Origin of the sequence: Mycolicibacterium cosmeticum (genome assembly GCF_000613185.1) — a bacterium.
Taxonomy (GTDB): Bacteria; Actinomycetota; Actinomycetes; order Mycobacteriales; family Mycobacteriaceae; genus Mycobacterium; species Mycobacterium cosmeticum.
Genome location: NZ_CCBB010000003.1, coordinates 1,656,413 through 1,680,323, shown reverse-complemented (window position 1 = coordinate 1,680,323; position 23,911 = coordinate 1,656,413). Strand labels below are relative to the sequence as shown.

Sequence of the window (23,911 nt, the reverse complement as noted above, 5' to 3'; positions counted from 1 at the left end):
CCATTACGGGTGCGGCTCCACAAATCACTGACCCGGCGGGAAGTGCTCGATCCAGTGCCGGGCGATGTCGACCCGGCGGGTGACCCAGACCGCGTCATGGCCCTGCACGTGGTCGAGGAACCGCTCCAGCGCGGCGATGCGGGCGGGCCGGCCCACCAGCCGGCAGTGCAGACCGATCGACAGCATCTTGGGCGCACCTGCCGCGCCCTCGGCGTAGAGCACGTCGAAAGCATCCCGCAGATAGTCGAAAAATGCTGTGCCACTCGGGAATCCGCTGGTCGACACGTACTTCATGTCGTTGGTGTCCAGCGTGTAGGGCACCACCAGGTGGTCACGCTCCCCCACCCGCGTCCAATACGGCAGGTCATCGGCATAGGAGTCCGAGTCGTACAGGAACCCGCCGTGTTCGACCACCAATTGCCGGGTGTGCGGCGAGTCCCGGCCGGTGTACCAACCCAGCGGGGGCGCCCCGGTCAGCTCCGTCAGCAGCGCGACGGCCTGGGCCATGTGGTCGCGTTCCACCTCGACGTCGGCCAGCTGATAACTCACCCAACGCAGTCCGTGGCAGGCGATCTCGTCGCCGCGCGCGGTGAACGCGGCCACCGCCTCGGGATTGCGGGCCAGGGCCATCGCCACCCCGAAGACCGTCAACGGCAGACCGCGCCGGTCGAACACGCGCAGCACCCGCCACAGCCCGGCGCGGGAACCGTACTCGTACAGCGACTCCACGCTCAGGTGCCGATTCGGGAAGGCCTGCGCCCCGATCACGTCGGACAGGAACGTCTCCGAGCCCGGGTCGCCGTGCAGCACCGAGTTCTCGGCGCCCTCCTCGTAATTGAGCACGAACTGCACGGCGATCCTGGCGCCGCCGGGCCATCGCGGGTCGGGTGGGTGGGGTCCGTAGCCGATCATGTCGCGCGGGTAGGCGTCAGCCATGTTTCGCTCCGCAAGCTTCGCTCACGGAGCTAATGTCGCATGCCACCCCGCGTCATCGCATCTCGATGACGGCCTCAGCGCAACGCCGCCTCGCGCCGGCCGAGCAGCGAATGCCGGCGGCCGTACGCCAGGTAGACCACCACCCCGATGGCCAACCAGATCCCGAACCGCAACCACGTCAGACCGGTGAGATTGAGCATCAGCCACAGGCACGCGGCGATCGAGGCCAGCGGCAGCAGCGGCACCCACGGGACGCGGAATCCGCGTTGCAGATCGGGCCGGGTGCGGCGCAGCACCAGCACGCCGGCCGAGACGAGGACGAAGGCGAACAGGGTGCCGACGTTGACCATCTCCTCCAGCTTGCCGATCGGGAACACTGCGGCCGCCACGGCGGTCAGCACCGCGACCAGGATGGTGATCCGCACCGGCGTTCCGTGCGCACCGGTGTGCGCCAGCCGTCGCGGCAGCAGCCCGTCCCGTGCCATCGCGAACAGCACCCGGGACAGGCCGAGCAGCAGCACCATCACCACCGTGGTGAGCCCGGCCAGGGCGCCGACCGAGATGACCTTGGCCGCCCAGTGCACGCCGTTGAGCTCGAAGGCAGTGGCCAGGTTGGGATGCCCGCCACCGGCACGCTTGAGCTCGGCGTGCGAGGCCATGCCCGTCAGCACCACGGCAACCGACACGTAGAGCAGGGTGACCACGGCCAGCGAGGCCAGGATGCCCTTGGCCACGTCGCTCTGCGGGCTCCTGGTCTCCTCGGCGGTGGTGGCCACCACGTCGAAACCGATGAACGCGAAGAACACGATGGACGCCCCGGCCAGCACGCCGTAGAGGCCGTAGTGGCTGCCGGTGGCCCCGGTGAACAGGGAGAACACCGACTGATCCAGGCCCGTTCCGGCGTCGGATCCGGATTCCGGCGCGGGGATGAACGGTGTGTAGTTGGCGGCCTTGATGTAGAACGCGCCCATGATCACCACCAGCAGCACCACCGACACCTTGATGGTGGTGACGACGGCGCTGAACCGCGACGACAGCTTGGTGCCGTAGGCGAGCAGGGTGGCCACCACCGCCACGATCAGCAACGCGCCCCAGTCCAGGGTGAGCGGGCCGATCTCGGCGCTGCCGCCGCCGAAGCCGAACACGGTGCCCAGATAACTGGACCAGCCCTTGGCCACCACGGCCGCCCCGATCGCGAACTCCAGGATCAGGTCCCAGCCGATCATCCAGGCCGTGAACTCGCCGAAGGTGGCGTAGGAGAACGTGTAGGCGCTGCCGGCCACCGGCACGGTCGAGGCGAACTCGGCGTAGCACAGTGCGGCCAGCCCGCAGGTGACCGCCGCGATCACGAAAGACACCGAGATGGCCGGCCCGGTGATATTGGCCGCGGTGCTTGCCGTCACCGTGAAGATGCCGGCACCGACGACGACGGACACGCCGAACACCGTGAGGTCCCACCAGGTGAGGTCCTTGCGTAACCGGGTGCCCGGCTCGTCGGTGTCGGCGATGGACTGTTCGACGGACTTGACGCGACTGCCTGCCATCCTCGGAAAGTACCCACATCGGGTGGCCGGTCGGGCGAGATCGCACGGGTGTGCCAGAATGACGCGCAGAAAGTCTGGACCGACCTGGACGGAAGAGGAGCAGCCGTGGCCAACACCGAGGTCGAGCGTCACAACGGTGTCGATGTGGAAGATGTTCCGTCCGCCGCGTGGGGCTGGTCGAAGGAAAACCACACCTGGATCCACATCGGCGGCATCCTGTCGGTCATCTTCCTGCTGTGCATGCTGCGCGGTAACCACGTCGGTCACGTCGAGGACGTGTTCCTGATCGTGTTCGCGGTGGCCATCCTCGGCGTCGTGTTCCGCGACTGGTGGGCCCGTCGCTCCGGCTGGTACCGCTGACTATCTGATCGAGACCAGATCCGGCCCGTCCAACGGATACCAGGGCGCCCAGCTGTGGAAGTGCTCGGCGGCCCCGGGTTCGGCCGCCCCTGATACCACCAGCATGGCCTGGGCCTTGAACGCCCGCGCCGCGGGCGTCATGGGATAACGGACGTCGGCGACCCGCAGATCGGCCGCCCGGCCGCCGGTGTCACCCCACAACGTCACCTCCGCACCGGCCCGTTCCAGGGCATACCGAACGGCGCGCTGCAACCGCGGATCGGCGGCCAGCAGCCGCGCCGACAACGCCAGCGCGGGTGCCTGCACCAACTCGCCGAACTCGGCTGCCGCGGTTCGGGTACGCACGCCGAGGATGTCCAGGGCCCGGGTGTCGTCGCCGGCGCCGCGGGTGTCTGTGGGCAGCACCACCGTCACCTTCCAGCCGGCCCGCACCCGGTCGCACATCCAGCCGCCGGCGTGCCGGACCGCGTCGAGCGGGTCTTCGGCGAACACGTTGAGCTCGTAGGACAGCAGCGTCGCGGCCGAGGCGCGCACACCCACGCCGCGGTCCACGTCGAAGTGAAATGAGTTCGCCTTCATGCCGTCTCACTCCTCACTGGGCCGAACGGGACGCCGCACCGGCACGCCATGTCACAGACAGCGTGACATTTTCGACGCTTTCTGTAAAGCTCTCTCGCATGAGCCTGTGCGCCGGACACGGCCCGCTCGGCCGCGACCCGGCCGGCTGGGCTCATCCCCCGTTGCCCGACGGTGCGGTGTTCGTCGAGCCACACCCACGCCGGATCCAGGCTGTGCTCAACGGCCACACCGTCATTGACACCGAGCACGCGCTCCTGGTGCACCGGCGCGACCAACCGCTGCGGTACGCGTTCCCCGCGGCCGAGGTGAGCGGACTGCCCACCGAGGCGCTGCCCGAACAACCGGGCTATCTGCACGTCCGGTGGGACGCCGTGGACACCTGGCTGGAGGAAGGCCGCGTGCTGGTGCACTACCCACCCAATCCGTATCACCGGGTGGACTGCCGGCCCGGGCACCGCGGCCTGCGGGTCAGCGTGGCGGGCACCGTGCTGGTGGACACCACCGACACGGTGGTGCTGTTCGAAACCGCGCTGCCGCCACGGCTCTACGTCGACAAGGCGCACGTACGTACCGAGCTGCTGCGCCGGTCGGAGACCTCCAGTTACTGCAATTACAAGGGACAGGCCACCTACTGGTCTGCGGTCATCGACGACGTTACGGTGGCCGACGTGGCCTGGAGTTACGACGACCCGCTGCCGGAGTCCAGCCCGATCCGCGGGATGCTGAGTTTCGACGAGACCCGCGCCGAGGTGCTCGCCGAACTGCCCGGCGGCGGCTGCCACACCTGACCATCACCGCATCGCCCGGGAAACGTGCCGTGGGCGTCGTGACCGCCCGGCCCGGGGCCGAGGGGCCGCGGCGTTGCCCGCAATGCTGCTGCGCGACAATCGGTTACGGCTTGCTCAGCAGCATGGCGGGTCTCCTCGGTCAACGGATGTGCGCGGGCACGCGTTTGATGCCGTGCACGAACGAGCTGTACAGGTGGTCCGGCTCGCCGAACTCGACGGTCGTGAGCCGGGTGAGCAACTCGCGGAACAGGTTCCGCAGTTCGGTCTTGGCCAGTTGGTTGCCCAGGCAGAAGTGCGGTCCCCCGGCGCCGAATCCGACGTGCGGGTTGGGTGATCGGGAAAGGTCGAAACGCTGCGCCTGGGCGAACACCGTTTCGTCCCGGTTGGCCGAGCAGTAGAACAGCCCCACCTTGTCGCCGGCGCTGATCGTCTGGCCGGCGAGCTCGACGTCGGCGGTCGCGAAGCGGGCGAACTGCAGCACGGGTGTGGCCCACCGGACGAACTCCTCGACGGCGATACCGATCCGGCCGTCGAAATCGGTAAGCAGCCAATCCTTCTGTTCGGGGTGCGCGGCCAGCGCCATCATCGCGTGAGTGGTGGTCTGCTTGGTGGTGTCGTTACCGGCCGACGCCAGCAGGATGAGGAACGCCCCGATCTCCTCGTCGGTGAGCCGGTGCCCGTCCACCTCGGCGTTGACGATGCTGGTCATCAGGTCGTCGCCGGGGTGAGCCCTGCGGAACTTGGCCAGTTCCACCCCGGTGTTGTTCAGCAGCATGATCTCGTTGATGGTCGCCGTGGCGCGCTCTTCCAGGCTGGAGAACTCGTCGTCGCTCATGCTGAACAGCTTCTCGGCGGCCGTGGCGACCGCCGGCCGGTCGGCGCTGGGCACGCCGAGCATCTCCATGATGGTGATCATCGGCAGCCGGGCCGAACAGGCCTCGACGAAATCGACATCACCGGCGCCGATCAGGTCGTCGACCACCGCCACCGCGTTGCGGTGGATCTGCTCCTCGATCTCGCGGACGTGGCGCGGGGTGAACGCCGAGCTGATCAGCTTGCGGTACACCGTGTGCCTGGGCGGATCCATCATCAGGAAGAAGGAGGCGAACTTCTGCACCTCGGCGGGCATCGGGTCCAGCGCCACCCCGTGCGCCGAGGTGAACAGCTCGGGATGCTGGCTGGCGAACTGGATGTCGGCTCGCCGGGTCAGCGCCCAGAAACCGGGCTCGGTGATGTCGAACAACGTCGACAGCGGCTGATGCCAACTGAGTCCGTCGGCGGCCCGCAGCCGGGCGAACGCCTGATCCCGCACCGCGAACGGCTGACTCCAGAATTCGTGCGACGTGATGTCCAAGGGGCAGTATTCGCGGGTCACGGAGGTTCCCTCCTGGGGCAGGCGACCACGGTGTCGGGATCGACACAGCGTGACAGTTTATCGATGATTTGTAAAGCATCCGGTCGGTCGGGCGGCGGCCGTCGGTAGCCTGGCGCCATGGCCGACACCGAAGATCTCGACCTGGTCGAACAAGCCGCACTCGGCAGCGGTGCCACCTTCTGGACCACCAAGGCCGTCGGTCCGGTTCGGTCCATGGTGCTCACCGATGGCCCGCACGGAGTGCGCAAGCAGATCGAGAGCAGCACCGAACATTTGGTCACCGGGCACAGCGCTGCGGCGACGTGCTTTCCGCCCGCCGTGGGACTGAGCCAGACCTGGGATCCCGATCTGGTCGAGCGGGTCGGTACCGCCCTGGGCCGGGAGAGCCGGGTGCTCGGTGTCGACGTCCTGCTCGGTCCGGGCATCAACATCAAGCGTGATCCCCGGTGCGGGCGCAACTTCGAGTACTTCTCGGAGGATCCCGTGCTCTCGGGCGCACTCGGGGCGGCCTGGGTACGCGGCGTGCAGGGTGTCGGCGTGGCCGCTTCGTTGAAGCACTTCGCGGCCAACAACGCCGAATTCGACCGGATGCGAGCCAGTTCCGACGTCGACGAGCGCACACTGCGCGAGATCTACCTGCGCGCCTTCGAGCACGTGGTGCGGACCGCTCGGCCGTGGTCGGTGATGTGTTCCTACAACCGGATCAACGGGGTATACGCGGCGCAGAACCGCTGGCTGCTCACCGATGTGCTGCGCGGCGAATGGGGTTTCGACGGCCTGGTGGTCAGTGACTGGGGCGCGGTGGCCGACCGGGTGGCGGCGGTGGCCGCCGGACTGGACCTGGAGATGCCGGGCACCGGTGGGGTTTCCGACCGGGACGTCGTCGAGGCAGTCGAACGGGGTGACCTGCCGCGTGCCGCGGTGGCCGCGGCCGCCGGCCGGGTGGCGCGCCTGGCCGATCGAACCCGGCAAAGTTCCGGTGCGCCACCGTCCTTCGATGCCGACGCACATCACCTGCTGGCCAGGGAGGCGGCTGCGCGCGCGATCGTGCTGCTCAAGAACGACGGCGACCTCCTGCCGCTGCGCCCGTCCCGGATCGCGGTGATCGGCCGCTTCGCGACCCAACCGCGGTATCAGGGTGGCGGCAGTTCGCACGTCAACCCGACCCGGCTGGACACGGCACTGGACGAGATCCGCAGGCTCGCCGGCGATCACGAGGTGACCTATGCCGATGACGCGCGCCTCGCCGCGACCGCCGACACCGCGGTGGTCTTCCTCGGCCTGCCCGCCGAGGCCGAATCCGAGGGTTTCGACCGTCCCCATATCGGCCTGCCGGCCGAGCAGATCGAGTTGTTGCGGGAGGCCGTGTCGCTCCAGCCGCGCACGGTGGTGGTGCTCTCGCACGGCGGCGTGGTCCGCTTGGACGAGGTGGCTGCGCTCGCACCGGCCGTCCTGGACGGCGCGCTGCTCGGGCAGGCCGGTGGTGGTGCCATCGCCGATGTGCTGTTCGGCGATGTCAACCCGTCCGGGCGGCTCGCCGAGACGGTGCCGGCGCGGCTCCAGGACGTGCCCGCGTACCTGAATTTTCCGTCCGAGCGCGGTCACACCATCTACGGCGAGCGCATCTTCGTCGGCTACCGCTGGTATGACGCGCGGGACCTGGCCGTCACGTACCCGTTCGGGCATGGCCTGTCGTACACCACCTTCGACTACCGCGGCATGGAAGTGGCCGAGCACGACGACGGATTGACGGTCACCGTGACCGTCGCCAACACCGGCGACCGGCGCGGCAGGGAGGTGGTGCAGATCTATGCCGGCATGACGGCGTCCCGGGTGGACCGGCCGACACGCTGGCTGGTCGGGTTCGGGTCGCTGACCCTGGAGCCCGGCACGACCGGCGTCGTCGAGATCCCGGTGTCCCGCACCGACCTCGCGCACTGGGCGGACCGCTGGGTGGTGGAGAGCGGCGAGTACATGCTGTGGGCCGCCGCATCCAGCCGCGACCTGCGGCTGCGCACCACGGTGACACTCACCGGCGACGACGCACCCGAGCCGTTCACCCGCGAATCCACGTTGGGCGAAGTGCTGGCCGATCCGGTCGCCACGCCCATCCTCACCGCGGCGATGGCCGAATTGTCCGGCGGGGGAACCGAACCGGCCGGCATGCTCGACCTCATCGGCGCTCTGCCGCTGGAGCGGTTGGCCGGGTTCAGCGGTGGCCGGTTCACCCGGGACGACCTTGAGGCGCTGCTGATCCGGATGAACGCGCACCGCGACTCCTGAAAGGCAGGAGAACATGTCCGGTGCTTTGTCAACCTCGACGGATGTCCCACCTGACCGGACGTGCCATCCCCGCGCTCGACACGGTCAAGACACTGCAGGCCGATCTGTAACGGTGGAACTACTACCATCATGGATGTGAAACAGCCATTGACCGCCGATGCGGGCGAGGACACCTCGACGCGACGGCGGATTCTGGTGGCCACGGCAGAGGTACTCGGGCGCAGCGGGCAGACCAAGCTGAGCCTGTCCGAGGTGGCGCTCCAAGCCGGCGTCTCCCGGCCCACGCTGTACCGGTGGTTCGCCTCCAAGGAAGAGTTGCTCGCGGCGTTCGGCATGTACGAACGCCAGATGTTCGACACCGGCATCAGCCAGGCCACAGCGGGTCTGCGCGGTACCGAAAAGTTGGATGCCGCATTGCGATTCATCGTCGAATATCAACAGGCCTATTCGGGCGTGCGGGTGGTCGACATCGAGCCGGAAGTGGTGATCAAGCAGCTGTCGCACATCATCCCGCTGATGCGGGCGCGGCTGCTCAAGCTGATGCCCGGGCCCAACGGGCCGGTGCGGGCGGCCACCGCCATCCGGGTCGCGATATCGCACTACATCGTGCGCAGCGATGACGAGGGACAGTTCCTGGCCCAGCTACGGCACGCGGTGGGCATCCGCCAGACCGACACCGATTGACCGCGGCGGGCCGACCCGCCGCGCGGTCTGCAACCCGGGCCGATCAGCCCTCGGCCGCCAACTGCCCGCAGGCGGCGGCGATCTCCCGCCCCCTGGTGTCCCGCACGGTGCACGAAACACCCTTGGCCTGAACGCGTTTGACGAACTCGCGCTCGACCGGTTTGGGGCTGGCATCCCACTGGCTGCCCGGCGTCGGGTTGAGCGGGATCAAATTCACGTGCACCAGCGGCCCCAGCTTGGCATGCAGTTTCTTGCCCAGCAGGTCGGCGCGCCAGGGCTGGTCGTTGACGTCGCGGATCAACGCGTACTCCACCGATACCCGCCGGCCGGTCGCGTCGGCGTAATAGCGTGCGGCGTCGAGTACTTCGTCGACCTTCCAGCGGTTGTTCACGGGGACCAGGGTGTCGCGCAGATCGTCGTCGGGGGTGTGCAGCGACAACGCCAGGGTCACGCCGAGCTTCTCGTCGGCCAGCTTGCGGATGGCCGGTGCCAGGCCGACGGTGGACACCGTCACCGAGCGGGCGCTGATCCCGAACCCTTCCGGCGGCGGTGCGGTGATGCGCCGGACGGCCGCCACCACCCGGCTGTAGTTGGCCAGCGGCTCGCCCATGCCCATGAAGACGATGTTGGACAACCGGCCGTCATGGTCTTCCCGCATGGCGAACGACGCCGCCCGCACCTGCTCCAGGATCTCGGCGGTCGACAGGTTGCGTTTGAGCCCACCCTGGCCGGTCGCGCAGAACGGGCAGGCCATCCCGCAGCCGGCCTGTGACGAGATGCAGACGGTGTTGCGCTGCGGGTAGCGCATCAGCACCGATTCGAAGGTGGTGCCGTCCTGCGCGCGCCACAGCGTCTTGCGGGTCTCCCCCGCGTCGCACTGGATCTCGCGGGCCGCGGTGATCAGCGTCGGGAACAGCTCGCTGGACACCTGGTCACGCACGGCGGCGGGCAGGTCGGTCATCTGCTGCGGGTCGGCGATCAGCCGGCCGTAGTACTGATTGGCCAGCTGCTTGGCCCGGAATTTCGGCAACCCGAGCTCGGTGACGGCGGCCACCCGGCCGGCCTCGTCGAGGTCGGCGAGATGCCGCGGCGGCATACCGCGACGGGGGGCTTCGAAAACCAGTTCTTGCTTCATGTTCCGTTCCAGTATCAGGCTTGTCCGGCGAGAACGTCACGCACGGTGTGCTCGACGGTGTTCAGGATCGCGGCGTCGATGCCGGTCCGGCCGCGCACGAAGACCGACGCCCGGCTGGCCGGCGGCAGTCCCTCGGCCAGGCACAGCCCGTCGGGCAGCCGGCCGATCATCGGCAGCAGCGCCACTCCGAGGCCGGACCGCACGGCGGCGAACAACCCGGACAGGTCGGCGGACTCGGCGGCGATGCGGTAGTCGGTGCCCATGCGCTCCAGGGTGGCGAAGGTGGGTTCGCGCAGGGTGCACGGTTCGGAGAACATCACCACCGGGAGCGGGGCGTCCGCCGGGGTGGCGAAGGACCGGCCCGAAACCCATTTCAGCGCAAGCATTCCGGCGGCGTGGGCGGGATCCAGCCCGGAGCCGTCCAGCATCACCGCCAGGTCGAGGTGGCCGTGCTCGATGGCGTCGGCCAGCATGACGTTGCGGTCCAGCCGGAACCGCAGTCGCCAGTCGGGCAGCCGCCGGCCCAGGGCCGCGGTCAGGGCGGGCAACATGACGTCGGCGCCGTGCTCGGTGGCCCCGATCAGCAACACCCGCTCTTCGGCGGCGCCCAGGTCGGTCAGCGCCGCGTCGTGGGCGGCCAGGATGGTCCTGGCATGCCCCAGCACCCGGTGGCCCAGTTCGGTGAACGCGACACCGCGACCGGACCGTTCGACGACGGGCCCGCCGACGACGGCCTCGATCCGCCGGACGTGCTGGCTGACGGCGGACTGCGTCATATGCAACACCGCGGCCGCGCGGTGAAACCCGCCACAGTCGGCCACCGCCACGACGCTGCGCAGCGGGGCGATATCCAGCACCTGACCCACCCGGCCAACGTACTCCGATCAGCAGCAACGATCAAAAACCAGGCTGTTTTGGGTAGACGTGCACTTATTCCGGCAATTTGATCAGCGTTTGCGATCGGTTGCGATAGCCGATATTCGTTGGACCGGGCCCCGCCACGCCGTCGACCATGAGGTCATGACGCAGGCCATGCCGTTACGCACCGCAACCACGGTGACGTTCTTCTACGCCCTGGGCTACCCGATCGGCAACTTGGCGGTGCACGCCCTGTCGCCGATGGCGGTGCTCGCCTTCCGGTTCGGCCTGGCCGGTGCGATCCTCGGTGGGTGGGCGGTGCTGGCCCGGGTGCGGTTCCCGACGGGGCGCACGCTGGTGCACGTCGCGGTGGCCGGTCTGCTGATGCAGGCCGTCCAGTTCTGCGCGCTCTACGTCGCGATCCAGCACGGCGCGCCCGCGGTGCTGTGCGCGGTGGTGATCGCGATGAACCCGGTCGCCACGGCGCTGCTGGCCGCGGCCGTCCTGAAAGATCGGCTCACCGCGCGGCGGGTGGTGGCCCTGGTGCTCGGCGTGGCTGCGGTGCTCGCGGCGTGCGCCACCCGGCTCATCGCGACCGGCGGGGTGGACCCGGTGGTGGGCCTGCTGTTGGTGGCGTTGCTCGGACTGGCCGCCGGTGGGGTGTATCAGCAGCGGTTCTGCGTGGGTGTCGACTTCCGGGCGTCCACCGCCGTGCAGAACGCGGTGGCCTTCGTGCCCGCCCTGGCCCTGACCCTGACCACCCCGTTCCAGGTGCACAACGCGACGCATGCCGTGCTGGCCGTGGCCGGGGTGGTGCTGCTGAACGCGACCCTGGGGGTGTCGCTGTACGTGCGGGCGATCGGCTTGTACGGCGCGTCGTCGGTGGCGATGCTGTTCTGCGTCATTCCCGCGGTCGCGGGTGCGCTGTCCTGGCTGATGCTCGGCGAGCGGGTGAATCTGGGGATCGCCGTGGGGTTGGCGTTGGGGGCGCTGGCCTGCTGGCTGAACGCGTCGGGATCAAGTTCCTCGGGGGTCGAGCGAAGCGAGGGGGGATCAGGGTCCTCGGGGGTCGAGCGAAGCGAGGGGGGATCAAGCGTGCTCGGCGGGCAGGAGCGAAGCGACTCGGGATCAAGCAAGAAGCGTCAGGACGATCCAGCCGACGACCGCGGACGGCAGCATCGCGTCGATCCGGTCCATGATGCCGCCGTGGCCGGGTAGCAGCGTGCCCATGTCCTTGATGCCCAGATCGCGTTTGACCTGAGATTCGACCAGGTCGCCCAGCACGCCGGTGATCACCAGCAGCACGCCGAGCGGAACACCCACCCAGGCCGGCTTGTCCAGCAGGAACGCCACGATCAGCACTGCGGCCGTGACACCGAACAGCAGTGACCCGCCCAGACCTTCCCAGGACTTCTTGGGGCTGATCGCCGGAGCCAGCAGGTGCTTACCGAACAGCACGCCCGCCACGTAGCCGCCGATATCGGCGAACACCACGGTCGCGATCACCGTGAACACCCGGACGCCGCCGTGGTCGGCGAAGATGAGCAGCGCGGTGAAGGCGGCGAACATCGGCACCCAGGTGGCCAGCAGCACCGTCGCCGCGATATCGCGCAGGTAGTTCACCGGTTGCCGGTCCAGCCCCTGGCCGACCAGGCGCCAGACCATGCACACGACGATCGTCCCGCCATAGGCGCCCAGCAGGCCGGCGACGCCGAACGGCCAGGTCAGCCAGATCATCGCCTGGCCACCGGCCAGCAGCGCCAGGGTGGGCAGGTCGTAGCCGTGTTCGCGCAGCCGCCGGATCACCTCGTGGGTGGCGATGCCGATGGCGGCCGCCAGCAAGGGCAGCCACCAGATCGGCGCGAACAGCAGGGTGCCGATGGCCATGGCGCCGAGCACGGCGCCGACCGCGATGGCGGCGGGCAGGTCGCGTCCGGCGCGCGATGTCTTCTTCGGTGGCTCGGTCTGTGCCACGGTTCGGGGATGCTGGGAGGTCACCTAGACCTCCAGCAACTCGCCTTCCTTGTGTTTGACCAGTTCGTCGATCTGCGCGACGTAGGTGCCGGTCGTCTTGTCCAGATCCTTCTCCGCGCGGGCCACCTCGTCCTCGCCGGCCTCGCCGTCCTTCTTGATGCGGGCCAGCTCGTCCATCGCCTTGCGGCGGATGTTGCGGACGGACACCTTGGCGTCCTCCCCCTTGGACTTGGCCTGCTTCACCAGTTCGCGGCGCCGCTCCTCGGTCAGCTGCGGGACGGAGATGCGGATGACGTTGCCGTCGTTGGACGGGTTGACGCCCAGATCCGAGTTGCGGATGGCGTCCTCGATATTGCGCAGTTGGTTGGCCTCGTAGGGCTTGATCACCACGAGCCTGGCCTCGGGCACGTTGATGCTGGAGAGCTGGGTGATCGGGGTCGGCGAACCGTAGTAGTCGATGTTCAGCCGGGAGAACATGCCGGGGTTGGCGCGTCCGGTGCGGATCGACGCCAGGTCGTCCCGCGCCACCGCCACCGCCTTCTCCATCTTCTCTTCGGCATCGAAGAGCGTTTCGTCGATCACGTGTCTATCTCCTTAAAGGCGCGCTCAGCTGGTGACCAGCGTTCCGATCTTCTCACCTGCGACCGCTCGCGCGATATTGCCGTGGGTGAGGAGATTGAACACCAGCATCGGCATGCCGTTGTCCATACAGAGGCTGAACGCGGTGGCGTCGGCCACCTTGAGGCCGCGGTCGATCACCTCGCGGTGGGTGATCTCGGTCAGCAGCTCGGCGTCGGGCACCTCGCGCGGATCCGCGGTGAACACCCCGTCGACGGCCTTGGCCATCAACACCACCTCGGCCCCGATCTCCAGGGCGCGCTGGGCCGCGGTGGTGTCGGTGGAGAAGTACGGCAGTCCCATACCGGCGCCGAAGATGACCACGCGGCCCTTCTCCAGATGCCGGCGGGCGCGCAGCGGGATGTAGGGCTCGGCGACCTGTCCCATCGTGATGGCGGTCTGCACCCGGGTGTCGATGCCCTCCTTCTGCAGGAAATCCTGCAGCGCCAGGCTGTTCATCACGGTGCCGAGCATGCCCATGTAGTCGCTACGGGTGCGTTCCATCCCCCGCTGCTGCAGCTGGGCGCCGCGGAAGAAGTTGCCGCCGCCGATGACCACCGCGACCTGGACGCCGCTGCGCACCACCTCGGCGATCTGCCGGGCCACCAGCGCGACCACATCGGGGTCCAGGCCGACCTCTCCACCACCGAACATCTCGCCGCCGAGTTTGAGCAGCACGCGCGAGTACGCCGGCCGGATCTGAGCTTCCGCCATGAGACTCCTTCGTTGCGGCACTTTCCGACACGCTTGCGATATCCAATCCTGCCTCATGACGACGCCCCGGCCACGTCGGGGTGGCCGGGGCGTTTCCAGGGATTTCGGTCAGGCGAGGTGCGCGGTCAGCAGCCAGGCGCCGACCGATTTGCGGCCGTTGGCCTCATCCCGGACGTCGGCGCCGGCGAAGGCACCGAAGTCGGTCATCTCTGGGGGCACCTGGGCGTGGATGCGGGCCGGCCGGATCTCGTCGATCTGCCAATACCTGCCGACCACGTCCCGCAGTTCGTCGGCGGTGACCGGGTTGACGGGGCCATCGGTGGGCATTCCCGTGGCGTCGAAGACCAGGACGAAGTACGACGCGCCGGGCGCGGCCGCCCGCACGATGGACTGCTGATATCCCTCCCGCAGCCCTACCGGCATCGAATGGAACAGCGTCGAATCGATGATGGTGCCGAACCGGCCGTCGTACCCGGTGAAGGTGCTGATATCGGCGACGGCGAAGCTGGCGTTGGTCAGGCCGCGCCGGCCGGCCTCGGCGCGGGCCAACTCGATGGCGGTGGGCGACGAGTCCAGACCGACGGTGGTGAACCCCCGTGCGGCCAGCTCGAGGGCGGTGGCCGCTTCCCCGCAGCCGGCGTCCAGTACCTCGCCGTGCACCCGTCCGGCGTCGATGAGGGCGGCGATCTCGGGCTGCGGTTCTCCGATACTCCACGGCGGCTTGACGCCTTCGAGGTTGGGGGCCTCTCCTCGGTACGCCGACTCGAACATCTCCTGCGGTGTGGTCATGACTCCGGTATATCAACGTGCTTGATATGTGTCAATATTCTTGATGTGGCCGACACCGTCGATGACCTGCCCCTCGGATACCTGCTGCACCGGGCGGCCACCGCGCTGCGCGCCGAGGTGATCACCACCGTGCTGGATCCGCTGAATCTGACCTTCGCGCAATACCTTTGCCTGCGGTTGCTGTCGTTCCAGCCGGGCCGCTCCAACGCCGAACTGGCGCGCGAGGCCAACGTCTCGCCGCAGGCGATGAACATGGTGGTGCGGGGCCTGCAGGAGATCGGCCTGGTATCCCGGCCGGCCACCGTGCCCTCCGGCCGGGCGCTGCCCGCCGAACTCACCCGTGACGGGGTGACGTTGCTCAAGCGCACCGACGCCGGCGTGCGGGCGGCCGAGCTCAAGGTGCTCGGGCACCTCGGGGAACGTCAGCGTTCGGAGCTGAAACGCATGCTGGCCACCGTCACCGAATAGCCACGCATAGCCGCGGGTACCTGCGGTCAGAGGACGAACGTGGCCGGTGCCTGCGTGCCGTCACCGGGGCTGTCCCGCAACACCGAACCCTTGCTGAAGTCCGCCTTCTCCGCGGTCCGGAACAGCAGGCCGACGGTGTCGCCCGCCGACGCGCTGTCCAGCGACTTACGGAACGCCTCGATCCCGTCGACGCGGAAGGTCCGGTCGGCGACCCACAGGGTGTCCCCGACGCGGACCTCACCGGCATCCACCCGCCCGGTCACCACGACACCGCGCCGCTTGATCACGAACACGGCGTCGATCTTCATGCTGAACACGAGCGGTAACGCTACCCGCGGAACTAGTGGTGGTGGCACGCTTTCGGCGGTGACGGCGGCAGATCCAGCGCCGGGTTCCCGTCGAAGAAGCCGAGCGGCTTGAGGTGGAAACCCGTGTAGGCACACGGCATCACCGGCCAGTCCTCGGGCCGCACCACGTGATGGGCGCCCAGGGTGTACCAGAGCACCACATCGGTGTCCTCCAACGGCGCATCGTCGGCGACGAATTCGGGCAGCCCCTGCATGTCGGCCGACTGGTACATGTAGTCGCCCGCGGCGTACATCTCGGAGGGGTCGTAGCGGGTCACCCACAGGTTGTGCTGCACGAACCGGGCCCGGTCGTAGATATAGGAGCCCTCCTGCACCATCACCGGCACGATCTCCTTGGGCACCAGCTTGTAGGCGACGGGTGCGCCGAGTTCGTTGACCTTGGACGGATTGGTCACCTTCCAATACCGCCCGGTCTCCCAGTTCCAGTCCCGCGCGCCTTCGGCCTCCGACGCGACCAAGGTGTCCTGGGTGATCCAGGCGTTGCGGTGCGGGTTGAGCGCCGGGTCCGGCTCCGGTACCGAATCCACCTCGTACACACTGTTTCCGGCTCCGTCGATGCTCATGTCCAGCCGGAAGTTGAAGAAATGCTGGTGATTCGGGCCATAGATGCCGGGCGCCACCATCTTGCCCCAGCGCGGGGTCTCGCCGTCGGCGACGGCACCGGTGGTCAGCACGCCGGACAACTTCACCTCGACCTCGATGGAGGCGTCGTTGTAGAAGTACCAGAAGAAGCCGTACTCGTAGTTGCCGACGGTGCAGATCATCGAGACCACCAGCCGGCGTGACCGGCGCACCTCGACCTCCCCGGTGCGGAAGTCGGTGTGCTTCCAGGAGATCCCGAAATCCTCCTCGTGCATACAGATCGCGTTCGGGATGGTCACCGCGTTGCCGTCGGAGTCGTTGACCGTCCCGTCGAAGTAGTGGATCTCGCCCAGACAGTCGCAGCCCAGCGTCAAGGGGTTGGCCGAGAACCCCATGCCGACCTCGCCCATGTCGAACACGTTCTTGTTCCAGTGCGTCGGCGAGGTGTCACCGTAGGGCACCACCATCTCCGACAGCGACCCGCGATACAGGATCGGCCGCGTCTGGCCCCGGTCGGTATAGGTCACCTCGTGGATCGTGATGCCCTCCCGCGGGTTGAAGCCGATGCGCAGGGACCACTTCTGCCACTGCACCTTCCAGCCGTCCACGGTGAAGCTGGGACCGTCGGGCTGGGTGATCTCGATGGGCTTCACGTCGTCGCGGAACTGGGTGAACGCCGGCCGGTTGTCGGGCGAAAACATGAACTGTTCGGAGTAGTTGCCCGCGGTCGGCGGCAGCGGGACCACGCCGTGGTCCTCGATGTCGATGACTTCCATCGCGTCCAGATCGAAGGTGACGATCAGTCCCTCGACCGGGCGGGCGTAGCCGTGCTCGGACGGCGCGGCCCGCATGAAGGTCAGCGGACGGCAGATCAGCGGGGAGTTGTCGTAGTGGTCGCCCGCGCCGTAATAGCCTGCCGGCCAAGGATCGATCATCGCCAGGCTGAAGTCGGTGACCCCGCGTTTGCGCATCGCCTCCTGCCAGCGCGGGTCCTCGCGGACCTTCTCCTCCACGCCCGTCATGTGCTCGACGAGGTAGGACGGGAAGCGTCCGGGCACCGCGGTCCACGAGTCGACGACCCGCGCACCCAGGTCCACGACGGCCTCGTAGATCATCTTCGCCGCCGCGTCGTACATGCTGGCGAACGCTCGCCGCGGCACGTCGGTGCGGAAGGTCAGATCCGGCGTCTTCTCCGGTTCGGCCAGCTGGATCATCACGAATTTCAGGGTGGGGCTGGCATATTCGGATGCGGTGATGATCGCGGCCGCGGCCTCGATCTCGGCGCCGCTGAGCGGGTCCAGCGGGTAGCGGGTGGCGGGTGCGGCGGTGCCCGTGCCGGGCACGGTGTCCTCCATGGTCACTTGGCTGTTTCCTCTGCTTCCTTGGTGAGATCGAACACCGCGAGATGGGCCAGCGCGTCGTCTTGAGACACCTTGTGCGCCGAGCGGCGGCCGAAGATGTAGACGATCAGGCCGAGCGCGAACATGCCGACGCTGATGCTGCCGACCCAGGCCATCCATTCGCCGTCCCCGACACCGGCGCTGCTGAGCCAGGACTTGGCGAAGGAGTAGTAGACGCCGGCGATGGTGCCCAGCGTGCCGACGACGACGGTGATCCAGACCCCGACCATGCCGCCCGGGATACGCCAGAACGTCTCGTTGGCGTAGCGATCGGCGTACTTCTTGCGGGCGATGACGACCGGGATCAGGAAGAAGAACCCGGACAGCAGCCACACCGTCGACAAGCCGCCCTGCAGGAAGATCGTCGTATTGACCAGGCTGCTCTGCGAGTACAACCCGACGATGAGCAACGAGGACAGCACGCCCTGGATCAGGATGGCCGACACCGGGTTACGGGTCCGCGGGTTCAAATGGGTGAAGATCCGCGGCAGGTGGCGCTCCAGACCGGAGACGAAGATCAGCCGGGAGTAGGCCACCTGGTAGGTCATCAGCGCCACCACGATGATCAACGCCAGCACGACAGCGCAGATCTCCATCAGCCCGGGGAATCCCGACACACCCAGCATGCCGATCACGCCTGTGACGGCGTCGATCTGGTCGGTGGGCAGTGCCATCATGGTGCCGAGTGTCGTCAGCAGGTAGATCGCAACCAGAGCCGTCGAACCCCACAGGATCATCCGCGGTCCGCTCTTGCGCACCGACAGGAACTCCGCACCCATGTTGTACGGGGTCTCCACACCGAGCAGGTACAGCAGCACGGTGCCGTACAGGAAGCCCGACACCGCGAAGTTCGGGATCACGGCGTCGTGCCAGCTGAACGGTGTCGCCGAGCCGTGCTTCACCGCGAAGAGCAGACCGCAGATGAAGATGGTCAGCGCCAACGCGCCGAACACCACGAAGACGACGTTCATGATCCGCTGGTTGGCCGCGAGTTTGGCCAGCGCCAACCCGACCACCACCCACATGATCACCAGCTGCAGGATGACGCTGGCCATCACCCCCAATTCGGCGTGGAAGGCCAGCAGCAGGAAGGACAGCACCACCGCCGGTGAGGACGCGGCGTTGAGGATCACCGGCACCCAGGACAGGTAGCCGCCGATGAAACCCCAGGTCTCCCCCATGGTTCTGGTGGCCCAGATGTACACCCCGCCTTGACCGGGCCACAGGTTGCCCAGTTCGACGACGGCCATACCGGCCGGCACCAGGAAGGTGAGGATGCCCAGGATCCACATCGGGATGGCCGTCCAGCCGCCGGTGGCCATCACCGACGAGCCGGTGATCCAGCAGATGATGAACACGTAGGCGGCGGTCAGCCCGAACGTGCTCATCACCTTGGGCAGAATCTGTTCGGGCACCAGCTCGGTGGCCATCAGTTTGTCGCGTTCGGCGGTCGCCGAATGCGTCAGTTCTTGCGTCATGACGCCTCCATTACCGTTGGATCAGTTGGTGATCTGTCCGTCTCGCATCCGGACAACACGGCTCGCTTCGTCGGCCACCGTGGGGTCGTGGGTGCTCGCGACGACCGTGACGCCCAGCGTCGAACACAGGTCGCGCAGCATGCGCACCACCGTCTCCCCCGTGCGGTGATCAAGATTGGCGGTCGGCTCGTCGGCCAGCACCAGTGTCGGATTGCTGATCAGGGACCGCGCGATCGCGGTGCGCTGCTGCTCACCGCCCGACATCTTGGTGGGCTGGTGGTGCACCCGGTGCCCCAGGCCGACCAGCTCGAGCAGTTCGATGGCCCGCTTGCGCAACGCCTTGCGGTCATAAGGCTCGAACATCAGTGGCAATTCGACGTTTTCGACGGCGGACAGGAACGGGATCAGGTTGTAGCTCTGGAAGATGAAGCCGATGGTGTCGTGCCGCAGCGCGGCGAACTGGCTCTCCGAGATGGTCGAGGTGTCCTGCCCCGCGACGCGGACGATGCCCTTCGTCGGACGGTCCAGCCCGCCGATGATGTTCAGCAGTGTCGACTTGCCGCTGCCGCTCGGGCCCATCAGGCACACGAATTCCCCCGGCATGACCCGCAGTTCCACGGCCTTGAGGGCTTTGACGACCTCGTCGCCGAGTTTGTGCAACTTCCACACGTCGGAGATCTCGATGACGGGTGCGACGCTGCCCGATTCACCTGCGGCGGTGTCGGATTCGCGGGACGCGGTCGCCGATTCGTTGATGGCGGTCATGTGTTCCTATCCCGAACTCAGTGATCGGATGGGCGGGCGGGATGCGGCGTTCCAGGTCGGCACGACACTGGTGGCCAACGCCGCGACGATGCTGACGACGACGGCGATGACGGTTCCTGCCACCAGACCGCCGACCGCGACGCCGGTGGGCACGAATCCGAGGGCGCCGAGCACCAGTCCGGTGATGACGGCCAGCAGCGCCCCGCCGGCCGCACCCAGCACGGCGGCGATGACGGGTTCGACGAGCAAGGCGACCACCACCGGGGTGCGGGCAATGCCGTTGGCGCCCAGCACACCGAGTTCCCTGGTCCGCTGTGCCACCGTTCTGGTGGTGGCGACCGCCACCTCGACCACGCCGACCAGCAGCACCGTGACGGCGATGAGCACCACCGCGGCCCTGATCTCGTCGGCGTGACCCAACGACGCGGACTGGGCGCGGATACCCTCCGACATCCCGAACACGAGGACCACCAGGAAGGCGCCGGTGGCCGTCGTGATGGCGGGCAGGATCATCTCCGAGAGGCGGCGGCGCGCCGCCAGCCAGCCGTAGGACAGTCCGTAACGCATGGCTAGCCGTTCCCTTTCCTCTTCGCGCAGGCGCTCATCGGCCACCCAACAGCTCGACCGGCCGCTGTTGCAGCAGCCGGTGCACGGGGATCAGGGCGCCGACGATCGCCATGGCGGGGATGAACGCGGCGACCATGCCGGCGGCCTGCGCCCAGGCGGTCACCGTCGCGATGCCCGGAATCACCAGGGCCACAGCGGCTCCCGCGCCCAGGACACCGACGGCGTAGGCGACCACGAAGACGATGGCCGACTCGACCAGGAAGAAGTACAGCACCTCGTCGGCGAGGCCGATGCTCGACATGATCCCGAATTCGCGTTTGCGTTCCGATACGGCGGCCAGGAAGGAGGACACCGCGATGACGAATCCGAGGATCAGGCCGATCGTCGAGATGAGACCGAGGGTGGAACCGGTCACCTTGCCGGAGAACAACGCCGAGTAGTTCTGCTGGAAGCTCAGTGGGCCGACGCCGCCGACGGTGTCGTAGATCAGGCCTTGTCCGCCGGCCTCGGGTTGCACCGACGGATCGGTGGTGGCGGGCAGTCCGGTCGCCGCGCCGAACACCTGGGCCAGGTCCCGACGCTTCTCCTGACCGGCCGGAGCGGTGATGGTCCACCATCCGTTGTCGCCCACCACGCTGTGCGCCAGTTCCGTTGGTATGGAAGCGGATTGGCCAGATCCGGCGACGTCCACCGTCAGGTTCTGGCCGCCGATCGTCACGTGGTCGCCCGGGCGTACGCCCAGCCGGGCCGCGAGTTGTTCGCCGACGGCGGCATGACCCGCGGGCACGGTGTCAACGCCGCGGACCGAGACCGTGCTGCCGTTGACGGTGGTGGTGCCCGACAGCGTCCGGACCGCGGACCAGCCGTCCGGCACGGTGGTGATGGCCGGGGCGGGGCCGGTGGCCACCAGTGCCTGGGCCTCGTTGTCGTAGTGCACGCCGGCGGCGGGTACCACCCACAACTGTGCATCGCCGATCACGTCGGTGACCGAATCCTCGCCGGTGATGGCAAAACTCGCGGCGATGGTGCGCACGACGGTGACGCAGGCGATGGCCAGCGCGATGCCCAGGACCGACAGCACGAACCGCTCGGGCCGGCGTTTGATATTGGCCAGGGCGAAACGGATCAGGCACCAGAAGGTGTTACCGGGTGCGGCGGCGATCTCCGGTGGACGGGTGATCGTGGGTGGTGCAGCGGACTCCACGAGGGGAATAGTCGAACCGCGGTGTTTCGCCCGATCGAGTCTGTGGTATCGGGCGCGTTAACGGGTGGTGGTTGCGATTACAACGATATGTCGCAAGACAACGGATTTCGTTGCCACTTCAGTCCTGGATCCGCGGAAACGGCTGCGCTTCTTCGATTTCGTAGGCCAATTCGAGCAGTAATCGCTCCTGACCCTGCGGCGCGCTGAACATCATCCCGACCGGCAGCCCCTGCGCGGAACGGCCCAGCGGCAGCGAGATCGCCGGATCGCCGGTGGCGTTCTGCAGCGGCGTGAAGGCCACCCAGTCCACCAGCCGGTCGATGATCTGTTGGTAGGGCGCGGTCGGGTCGAGGTGCCCGATCGGAGGTGTCACCTCGGCCAGCGTCGGGGTGAGCAGCACGTCGTAGGAGGCGGACAGCCGCGCGACGATCCGGCGGGTTCGGGCCAGCCTGGCGATCACGAGCGGCATCCGGTGCAGGTTGCGCCCGGCCAGTTCTTCCAGGCCGACGGTGAGGTTGTCCAGCTTGGTCTTGTCGAAGGTCGGGCCGAACGTGCGCGGCCCGCCGCGCACCAGGGCGAAGGCCAGCAGCGACCAGTACAGCAGGAAGTCGTCCATGAACGAGGCCGGCACCGGGTTGGCGATCTCGGTGACCCGGTGCCCGAGACCCTCCAGTTGCACCGCGGTCTTCATCGTCAGGTCCCGGACTTCCGGGCTGGCTTGGCGGGCAATCGATTCCGTGCACACCGCGATGCGCAGCCGGGTGCCACCCGGTCCGGTGACATCGCCAATGGGGGGCAACTTCGGATTGCGCCGCAGGCGTTCGGCCTCGCGGTAGAACGCCGCGGTGTCGCGCACCGATCGGGTGAGCACCCCGTTGGCGACGATGCGCAGCGGCATCTGACGCATCTGTTTGTCCAGCGGCAACCGGCCACGGGAGGGTTTGAGCCCAACCAACCCGTTGCACGCGGCCGGGATGCGGATGGACCCGCCGCCGTCATTGGCATGCGCGATGGGCACCACCCCGGCGGCGACGAAGGCACCCGATCCGGACGACGACGCCCCGGCCGTGTGGTCGGTGTGCCACGGATTGCGGACGGGCCCCAGCCGGGGATGCTCGGCCGAGGCGCTGAACCCGAACTCCGACAGCCGGGTCTTGCCCAGTGCGACCAGGCCGGTGCCGAGGTAGGCGCGGGCGAAGTCGCCGTCGGCGGCGGCCGGGCGCGGCGCCCAGGCGTCGGTGCCGTCCATCGTGGGCATTCCCGCGACGTCGACGTTGTCCTTCACGAACGTCGGGATGCCGGCGAAGAAGCCGGCGCGGGGCGCAGCGGCGCGGGCCCGCTCGAAGCCTTCGTGAGCCAGCCCGTTGAGGGCGGGGTTGACGGCTTGCGCGCGGGCGATGGCGGCGTCGACCAGTTCGGCCTGCGAGACGTCGCCGGCGCGCAGGGCAGCAGCCAGCGCCACCGCGTCGAGGTCACCGAGGGCGTCGTCGCCGAAGGCATGCACACGTGTCATACGCCCGACGGTACCAGCACGTACCAAAGTTTTGGGCGGTCACCCAGAGCAAAGAACCCCGCGTCGCCGAGCGACGCGGGGTTCTTGTGCGGTCTTGCTCAGGCCTGACCGACCTCGAACCGGACGAACCGGGTCACGGTCACCCCGGCCTCGTCCAGCAGCGCCTTGACGGACTTCTTGTTGTCCGACACCGACGGCTGGTCCAGCAGCACCACGTCCTTGTAGAACCCGGTGAGCCGGCCCTCGACGATCTTGGCCAGCGCGGCTTCGGGCTTGCCCTCTTCCTTGGCGGTCTCCTCGGCGATGCGACGCTCGTTGGCGACGACATCGGCGGGCACCTCGTCACGGGTGAGGTACTTGGCCTTCAGCGCGGCGATCTGCAGGGCCACCGCGTGCGCGGCGCCCTCGTCCGACCCCGTGTACTCCACCAGCACACCCACGGCCGGCGGCAGGTCCGCGGCACGCTTGTGCAGGTAGGTCTCCACCTGGCCGTCGAAGTAGGCCACCCGGCGCAGTTCCAGCTTCTCGCCGATCTTGGCGGACAGGTCCGCGATCAGCTGCTCGACGGTGGTGTCGCCCACCTTGACGGCCTTGAGCGCGTCGACGTCGGTCGCCTTGGATTCGGCGGCGGCGGTGACGATCTGGTCAGCCACGGCCCGGAACTCGTCGTTCTTGGCGACGAAGTCGGTCTCGGAGTTCAGCTCGATGAGAGCGCCGGCCTTGGCGGCCACCAGGCCCTCGGCGGTCGCGCGCTCGGCGCGCTTGCCGACGTCCTTGGCGCCCTTGATGCGCAGCACCTCGACGGCCTTGTCGAAATCGCCGTCGGTCTCGGTGAGCGCGTTCTTGCAGTCGAGCATGCCGGCGCCGGTCAGCTCCCGCAGGCGCTTGACGTCGGCAGCGGTGTAGTTAGCCATGAAAGCCTTCTCCTG

Annotated in this window: 23 protein-coding genes and 1 pseudogene; 6 read left to right on the top strand and 18 right to left on the bottom strand. The window is 68.0% G+C overall.

Going from position 1 to position 23,911, the window contains the following annotated elements; all coding sequences use genetic code 11:
- Positions 1-24: 24 nt before the first annotated feature.
- Together puuE and BN977_RS27305 are read right to left on the bottom strand one after the other, a co-directional pair.
- The gene (gene puuE / locus BN977_RS27310; protein ID WP_234709674.1) at positions 25-936 is read right to left on the bottom strand and encodes an allantoinase PuuE; all 912 of its coding nucleotides are present in this window, start codon (positions 934-936) and stop codon (positions 25-27) included.
- Positions 937-1,010: 74 nt separating this feature from the next.
- The gene (locus tag BN977_RS27305; protein ID WP_036402978.1) at positions 1,011-2,480 is read right to left on the bottom strand and encodes an amino acid permease; all 1,470 of its coding nucleotides are present in this window, start codon (positions 2,478-2,480) and stop codon (positions 1,011-1,013) included.
- Between the two features lie 105 nt (positions 2,481-2,585).
- Between BN977_RS27305 and BN977_RS27300 the strand changes: the two genes are divergently transcribed.
- Complete coding sequence (locus tag BN977_RS27300) at positions 2,586-2,840, top strand: DUF2631 domain-containing protein (RefSeq protein WP_024453015.1); 255 nt, start codon at positions 2,586-2,588, stop codon at positions 2,838-2,840.
- On the opposite strand, the gene BN977_RS27295 is transcribed toward BN977_RS27300, so the two are convergent.
- Positions 2,841-3,419: a hypothetical protein gene (locus tag BN977_RS27295; protein ID WP_036402975.1), complete on the bottom strand. Its 579-nt coding sequence runs from the start codon at positions 3,417-3,419 to the stop codon at positions 2,841-2,843.
- A 98-nt stretch (positions 3,420-3,517) separates the two neighbouring features.
- Between BN977_RS27295 and BN977_RS27290 the strand changes: the two genes are divergently transcribed.
- Positions 3,518-4,207 carry a DUF427 domain-containing protein gene (locus BN977_RS27290; RefSeq protein ID WP_036402972.1) on the top strand — a complete coding sequence of 230 codons (690 nt, stop codon included), beginning with the start codon at positions 3,518-3,520 and terminating at the stop codon, positions 4,205-4,207.
- A 139-nt stretch (positions 4,208-4,346) separates the two neighbouring features.
- On the opposite strand, the gene BN977_RS27285 is transcribed toward BN977_RS27290, so the two are convergent.
- The gene (locus BN977_RS27285; RefSeq protein WP_234709673.1) at positions 4,347-5,582 is read right to left on the bottom strand and encodes a cytochrome P450; all 1,236 of its coding nucleotides are present in this window, start codon (positions 5,580-5,582) and stop codon (positions 4,347-4,349) included.
- A 117-nt stretch (positions 5,583-5,699) separates the two neighbouring features.
- On the opposite strand from BN977_RS27285, the gene BN977_RS27280 reads away from it, so the two are divergent.
- Positions 5,700-7,865 (top strand): glycoside hydrolase family 3 C-terminal domain-containing protein, encoded by a 2,166-nt coding sequence (locus tag BN977_RS27280; protein WP_036402967.1) that lies wholly within the window; start codon positions 5,700-5,702, stop codon positions 7,863-7,865.
- Between the two features lie 129 nt (positions 7,866-7,994).
- Complete coding sequence (locus tag BN977_RS27275; RefSeq protein WP_165576376.1) at positions 7,995-8,549, top strand: TetR/AcrR family transcriptional regulator; 555 nt, start codon at positions 7,995-7,997, stop codon at positions 8,547-8,549.
- A 43-nt stretch (positions 8,550-8,592) separates the two neighbouring features.
- Here the strand turns inward: BN977_RS27275 and rlmN are convergent, their stop codons facing one another.
- Both rlmN and BN977_RS27265 read right to left on the bottom strand, forming a co-directional pair.
- Positions 8,593-9,684 carry a dual-specificity RNA methyltransferase RlmN gene (rlmN, locus tag BN977_RS27270; RefSeq protein WP_036402965.1) on the bottom strand — a complete coding sequence of 364 codons (1,092 nt, stop codon included), beginning with the start codon at positions 9,682-9,684 and terminating at the stop codon, positions 8,593-8,595.
- 14 nt (positions 9,685-9,698) lie between these two features.
- Positions 9,699-10,550, bottom strand: coding sequence for a LysR family transcriptional regulator (locus tag BN977_RS27265; protein ID WP_024452996.1), 852 nt, complete (start codon positions 10,548-10,550; stop codon positions 9,699-9,701).
- Between the two features lie 166 nt (positions 10,551-10,716).
- Between BN977_RS27265 and BN977_RS27260 the strand changes: the two are divergent.
- Positions 10,717-11,571 (top strand): annotated as a pseudogene (locus BN977_RS27260) (DMT family transporter); the annotation flags it as partial.
- 99 nt (positions 11,572-11,670) lie between these two features.
- Here the strand turns inward: BN977_RS27260 and BN977_RS27255 are convergent.
- From BN977_RS27255 to BN977_RS27240, 4 genes are all read right to left on the bottom strand, one after another.
- A complete protein-coding gene (locus tag BN977_RS27255; protein WP_024452994.1) occupies positions 11,671-12,540 on the bottom strand; it encodes a phosphatidate cytidylyltransferase in 870 nt (289 codons plus the stop codon).
- Positions 12,541-13,098: a ribosome recycling factor gene (frr, locus tag BN977_RS27250; RefSeq protein ID WP_024452993.1), complete on the bottom strand. Its 558-nt coding sequence runs from the start codon at positions 13,096-13,098 to the stop codon at positions 12,541-12,543. It abuts the gene before it with no gap.
- A 24-nt stretch (positions 13,099-13,122) separates the two neighbouring features.
- Positions 13,123-13,848: a UMP kinase gene (gene pyrH / locus BN977_RS27245; RefSeq protein WP_024452992.1), complete on the bottom strand. Its 726-nt coding sequence runs from the start codon at positions 13,846-13,848 to the stop codon at positions 13,123-13,125.
- A 108-nt stretch (positions 13,849-13,956) separates the two neighbouring features.
- Positions 13,957-14,637: a class I SAM-dependent methyltransferase gene (locus tag BN977_RS27240; RefSeq protein WP_036402963.1), complete on the bottom strand. Its 681-nt coding sequence runs from the start codon at positions 14,635-14,637 to the stop codon at positions 13,957-13,959.
- A gap of 45 nt (positions 14,638-14,682) precedes the next feature.
- Between BN977_RS27240 and BN977_RS27235 the strand changes: the two genes are divergently transcribed.
- Positions 14,683-15,105 (top strand): MarR family winged helix-turn-helix transcriptional regulator, encoded by a 423-nt coding sequence (locus BN977_RS27235; RefSeq protein ID WP_036402961.1) that lies wholly within the window; start codon positions 14,683-14,685, stop codon positions 15,103-15,105.
- Positions 15,106-15,131: 26 nt separating this feature from the next.
- Here the strand turns inward: BN977_RS27235 and BN977_RS27230 are convergent, their stop codons facing one another.
- The 8 genes from BN977_RS27230 to tsf all read right to left on the bottom strand — a co-directional run bounded on the left by BN977_RS27230 (position 15,132) and on the right by tsf (position 23,896).
- A complete protein-coding gene (locus tag BN977_RS27230; protein WP_051562176.1) occupies positions 15,132-15,413 on the bottom strand; it encodes an EF-Tu/IF-2/RF-3 family GTPase in 282 nt (93 codons plus the stop codon).
- 32 nt (positions 15,414-15,445) lie between these two features.
- Positions 15,446-17,416: a primary-amine oxidase gene (locus BN977_RS27225; RefSeq protein WP_036402958.1), complete on the bottom strand. Its 1,971-nt coding sequence runs from the start codon at positions 17,414-17,416 to the stop codon at positions 15,446-15,448.
- The gene (locus tag BN977_RS27220; RefSeq protein WP_036402956.1) at positions 17,413-18,933 is read right to left on the bottom strand and encodes an APC family permease; all 1,521 of its coding nucleotides are present in this window, start codon (positions 18,931-18,933) and stop codon (positions 17,413-17,415) included. The genes BN977_RS27225 and BN977_RS27220 overlap by 4 nt, the downstream gene beginning before the upstream one ends.
- Positions 18,934-18,954: 21 nt before the next feature.
- The gene (locus BN977_RS27215; RefSeq protein ID WP_036402953.1) at positions 18,955-19,698 is read right to left on the bottom strand and encodes an ABC transporter ATP-binding protein; all 744 of its coding nucleotides are present in this window, start codon (positions 19,696-19,698) and stop codon (positions 18,955-18,957) included.
- 6 nt (positions 19,699-19,704) lie between these two features.
- Positions 19,705-20,265, bottom strand: coding sequence for an FtsX-like permease family protein (locus BN977_RS27210; RefSeq protein WP_036402951.1), 561 nt, complete (start codon positions 20,263-20,265; stop codon positions 19,705-19,707).
- 34 nt (positions 20,266-20,299) lie between these two features.
- Positions 20,300-21,478: an ABC transporter permease gene (locus BN977_RS27205; protein WP_051561939.1), complete on the bottom strand. Its 1,179-nt coding sequence runs from the start codon at positions 21,476-21,478 to the stop codon at positions 20,300-20,302.
- Positions 21,479-21,587: 109 nt separating this feature from the next.
- The gene (locus BN977_RS27200; RefSeq protein WP_036402947.1) at positions 21,588-22,982 is read right to left on the bottom strand and encodes an amidase; all 1,395 of its coding nucleotides are present in this window, start codon (positions 22,980-22,982) and stop codon (positions 21,588-21,590) included.
- 98 nt (positions 22,983-23,080) lie between these two features.
- The gene (gene tsf / locus BN977_RS27195) at positions 23,081-23,896 is read right to left on the bottom strand and encodes a translation elongation factor Ts (RefSeq protein ID WP_024452982.1); all 816 of its coding nucleotides are present in this window, start codon (positions 23,894-23,896) and stop codon (positions 23,081-23,083) included.
- Positions 23,897-23,911: the final 15 nt, after the last annotated feature.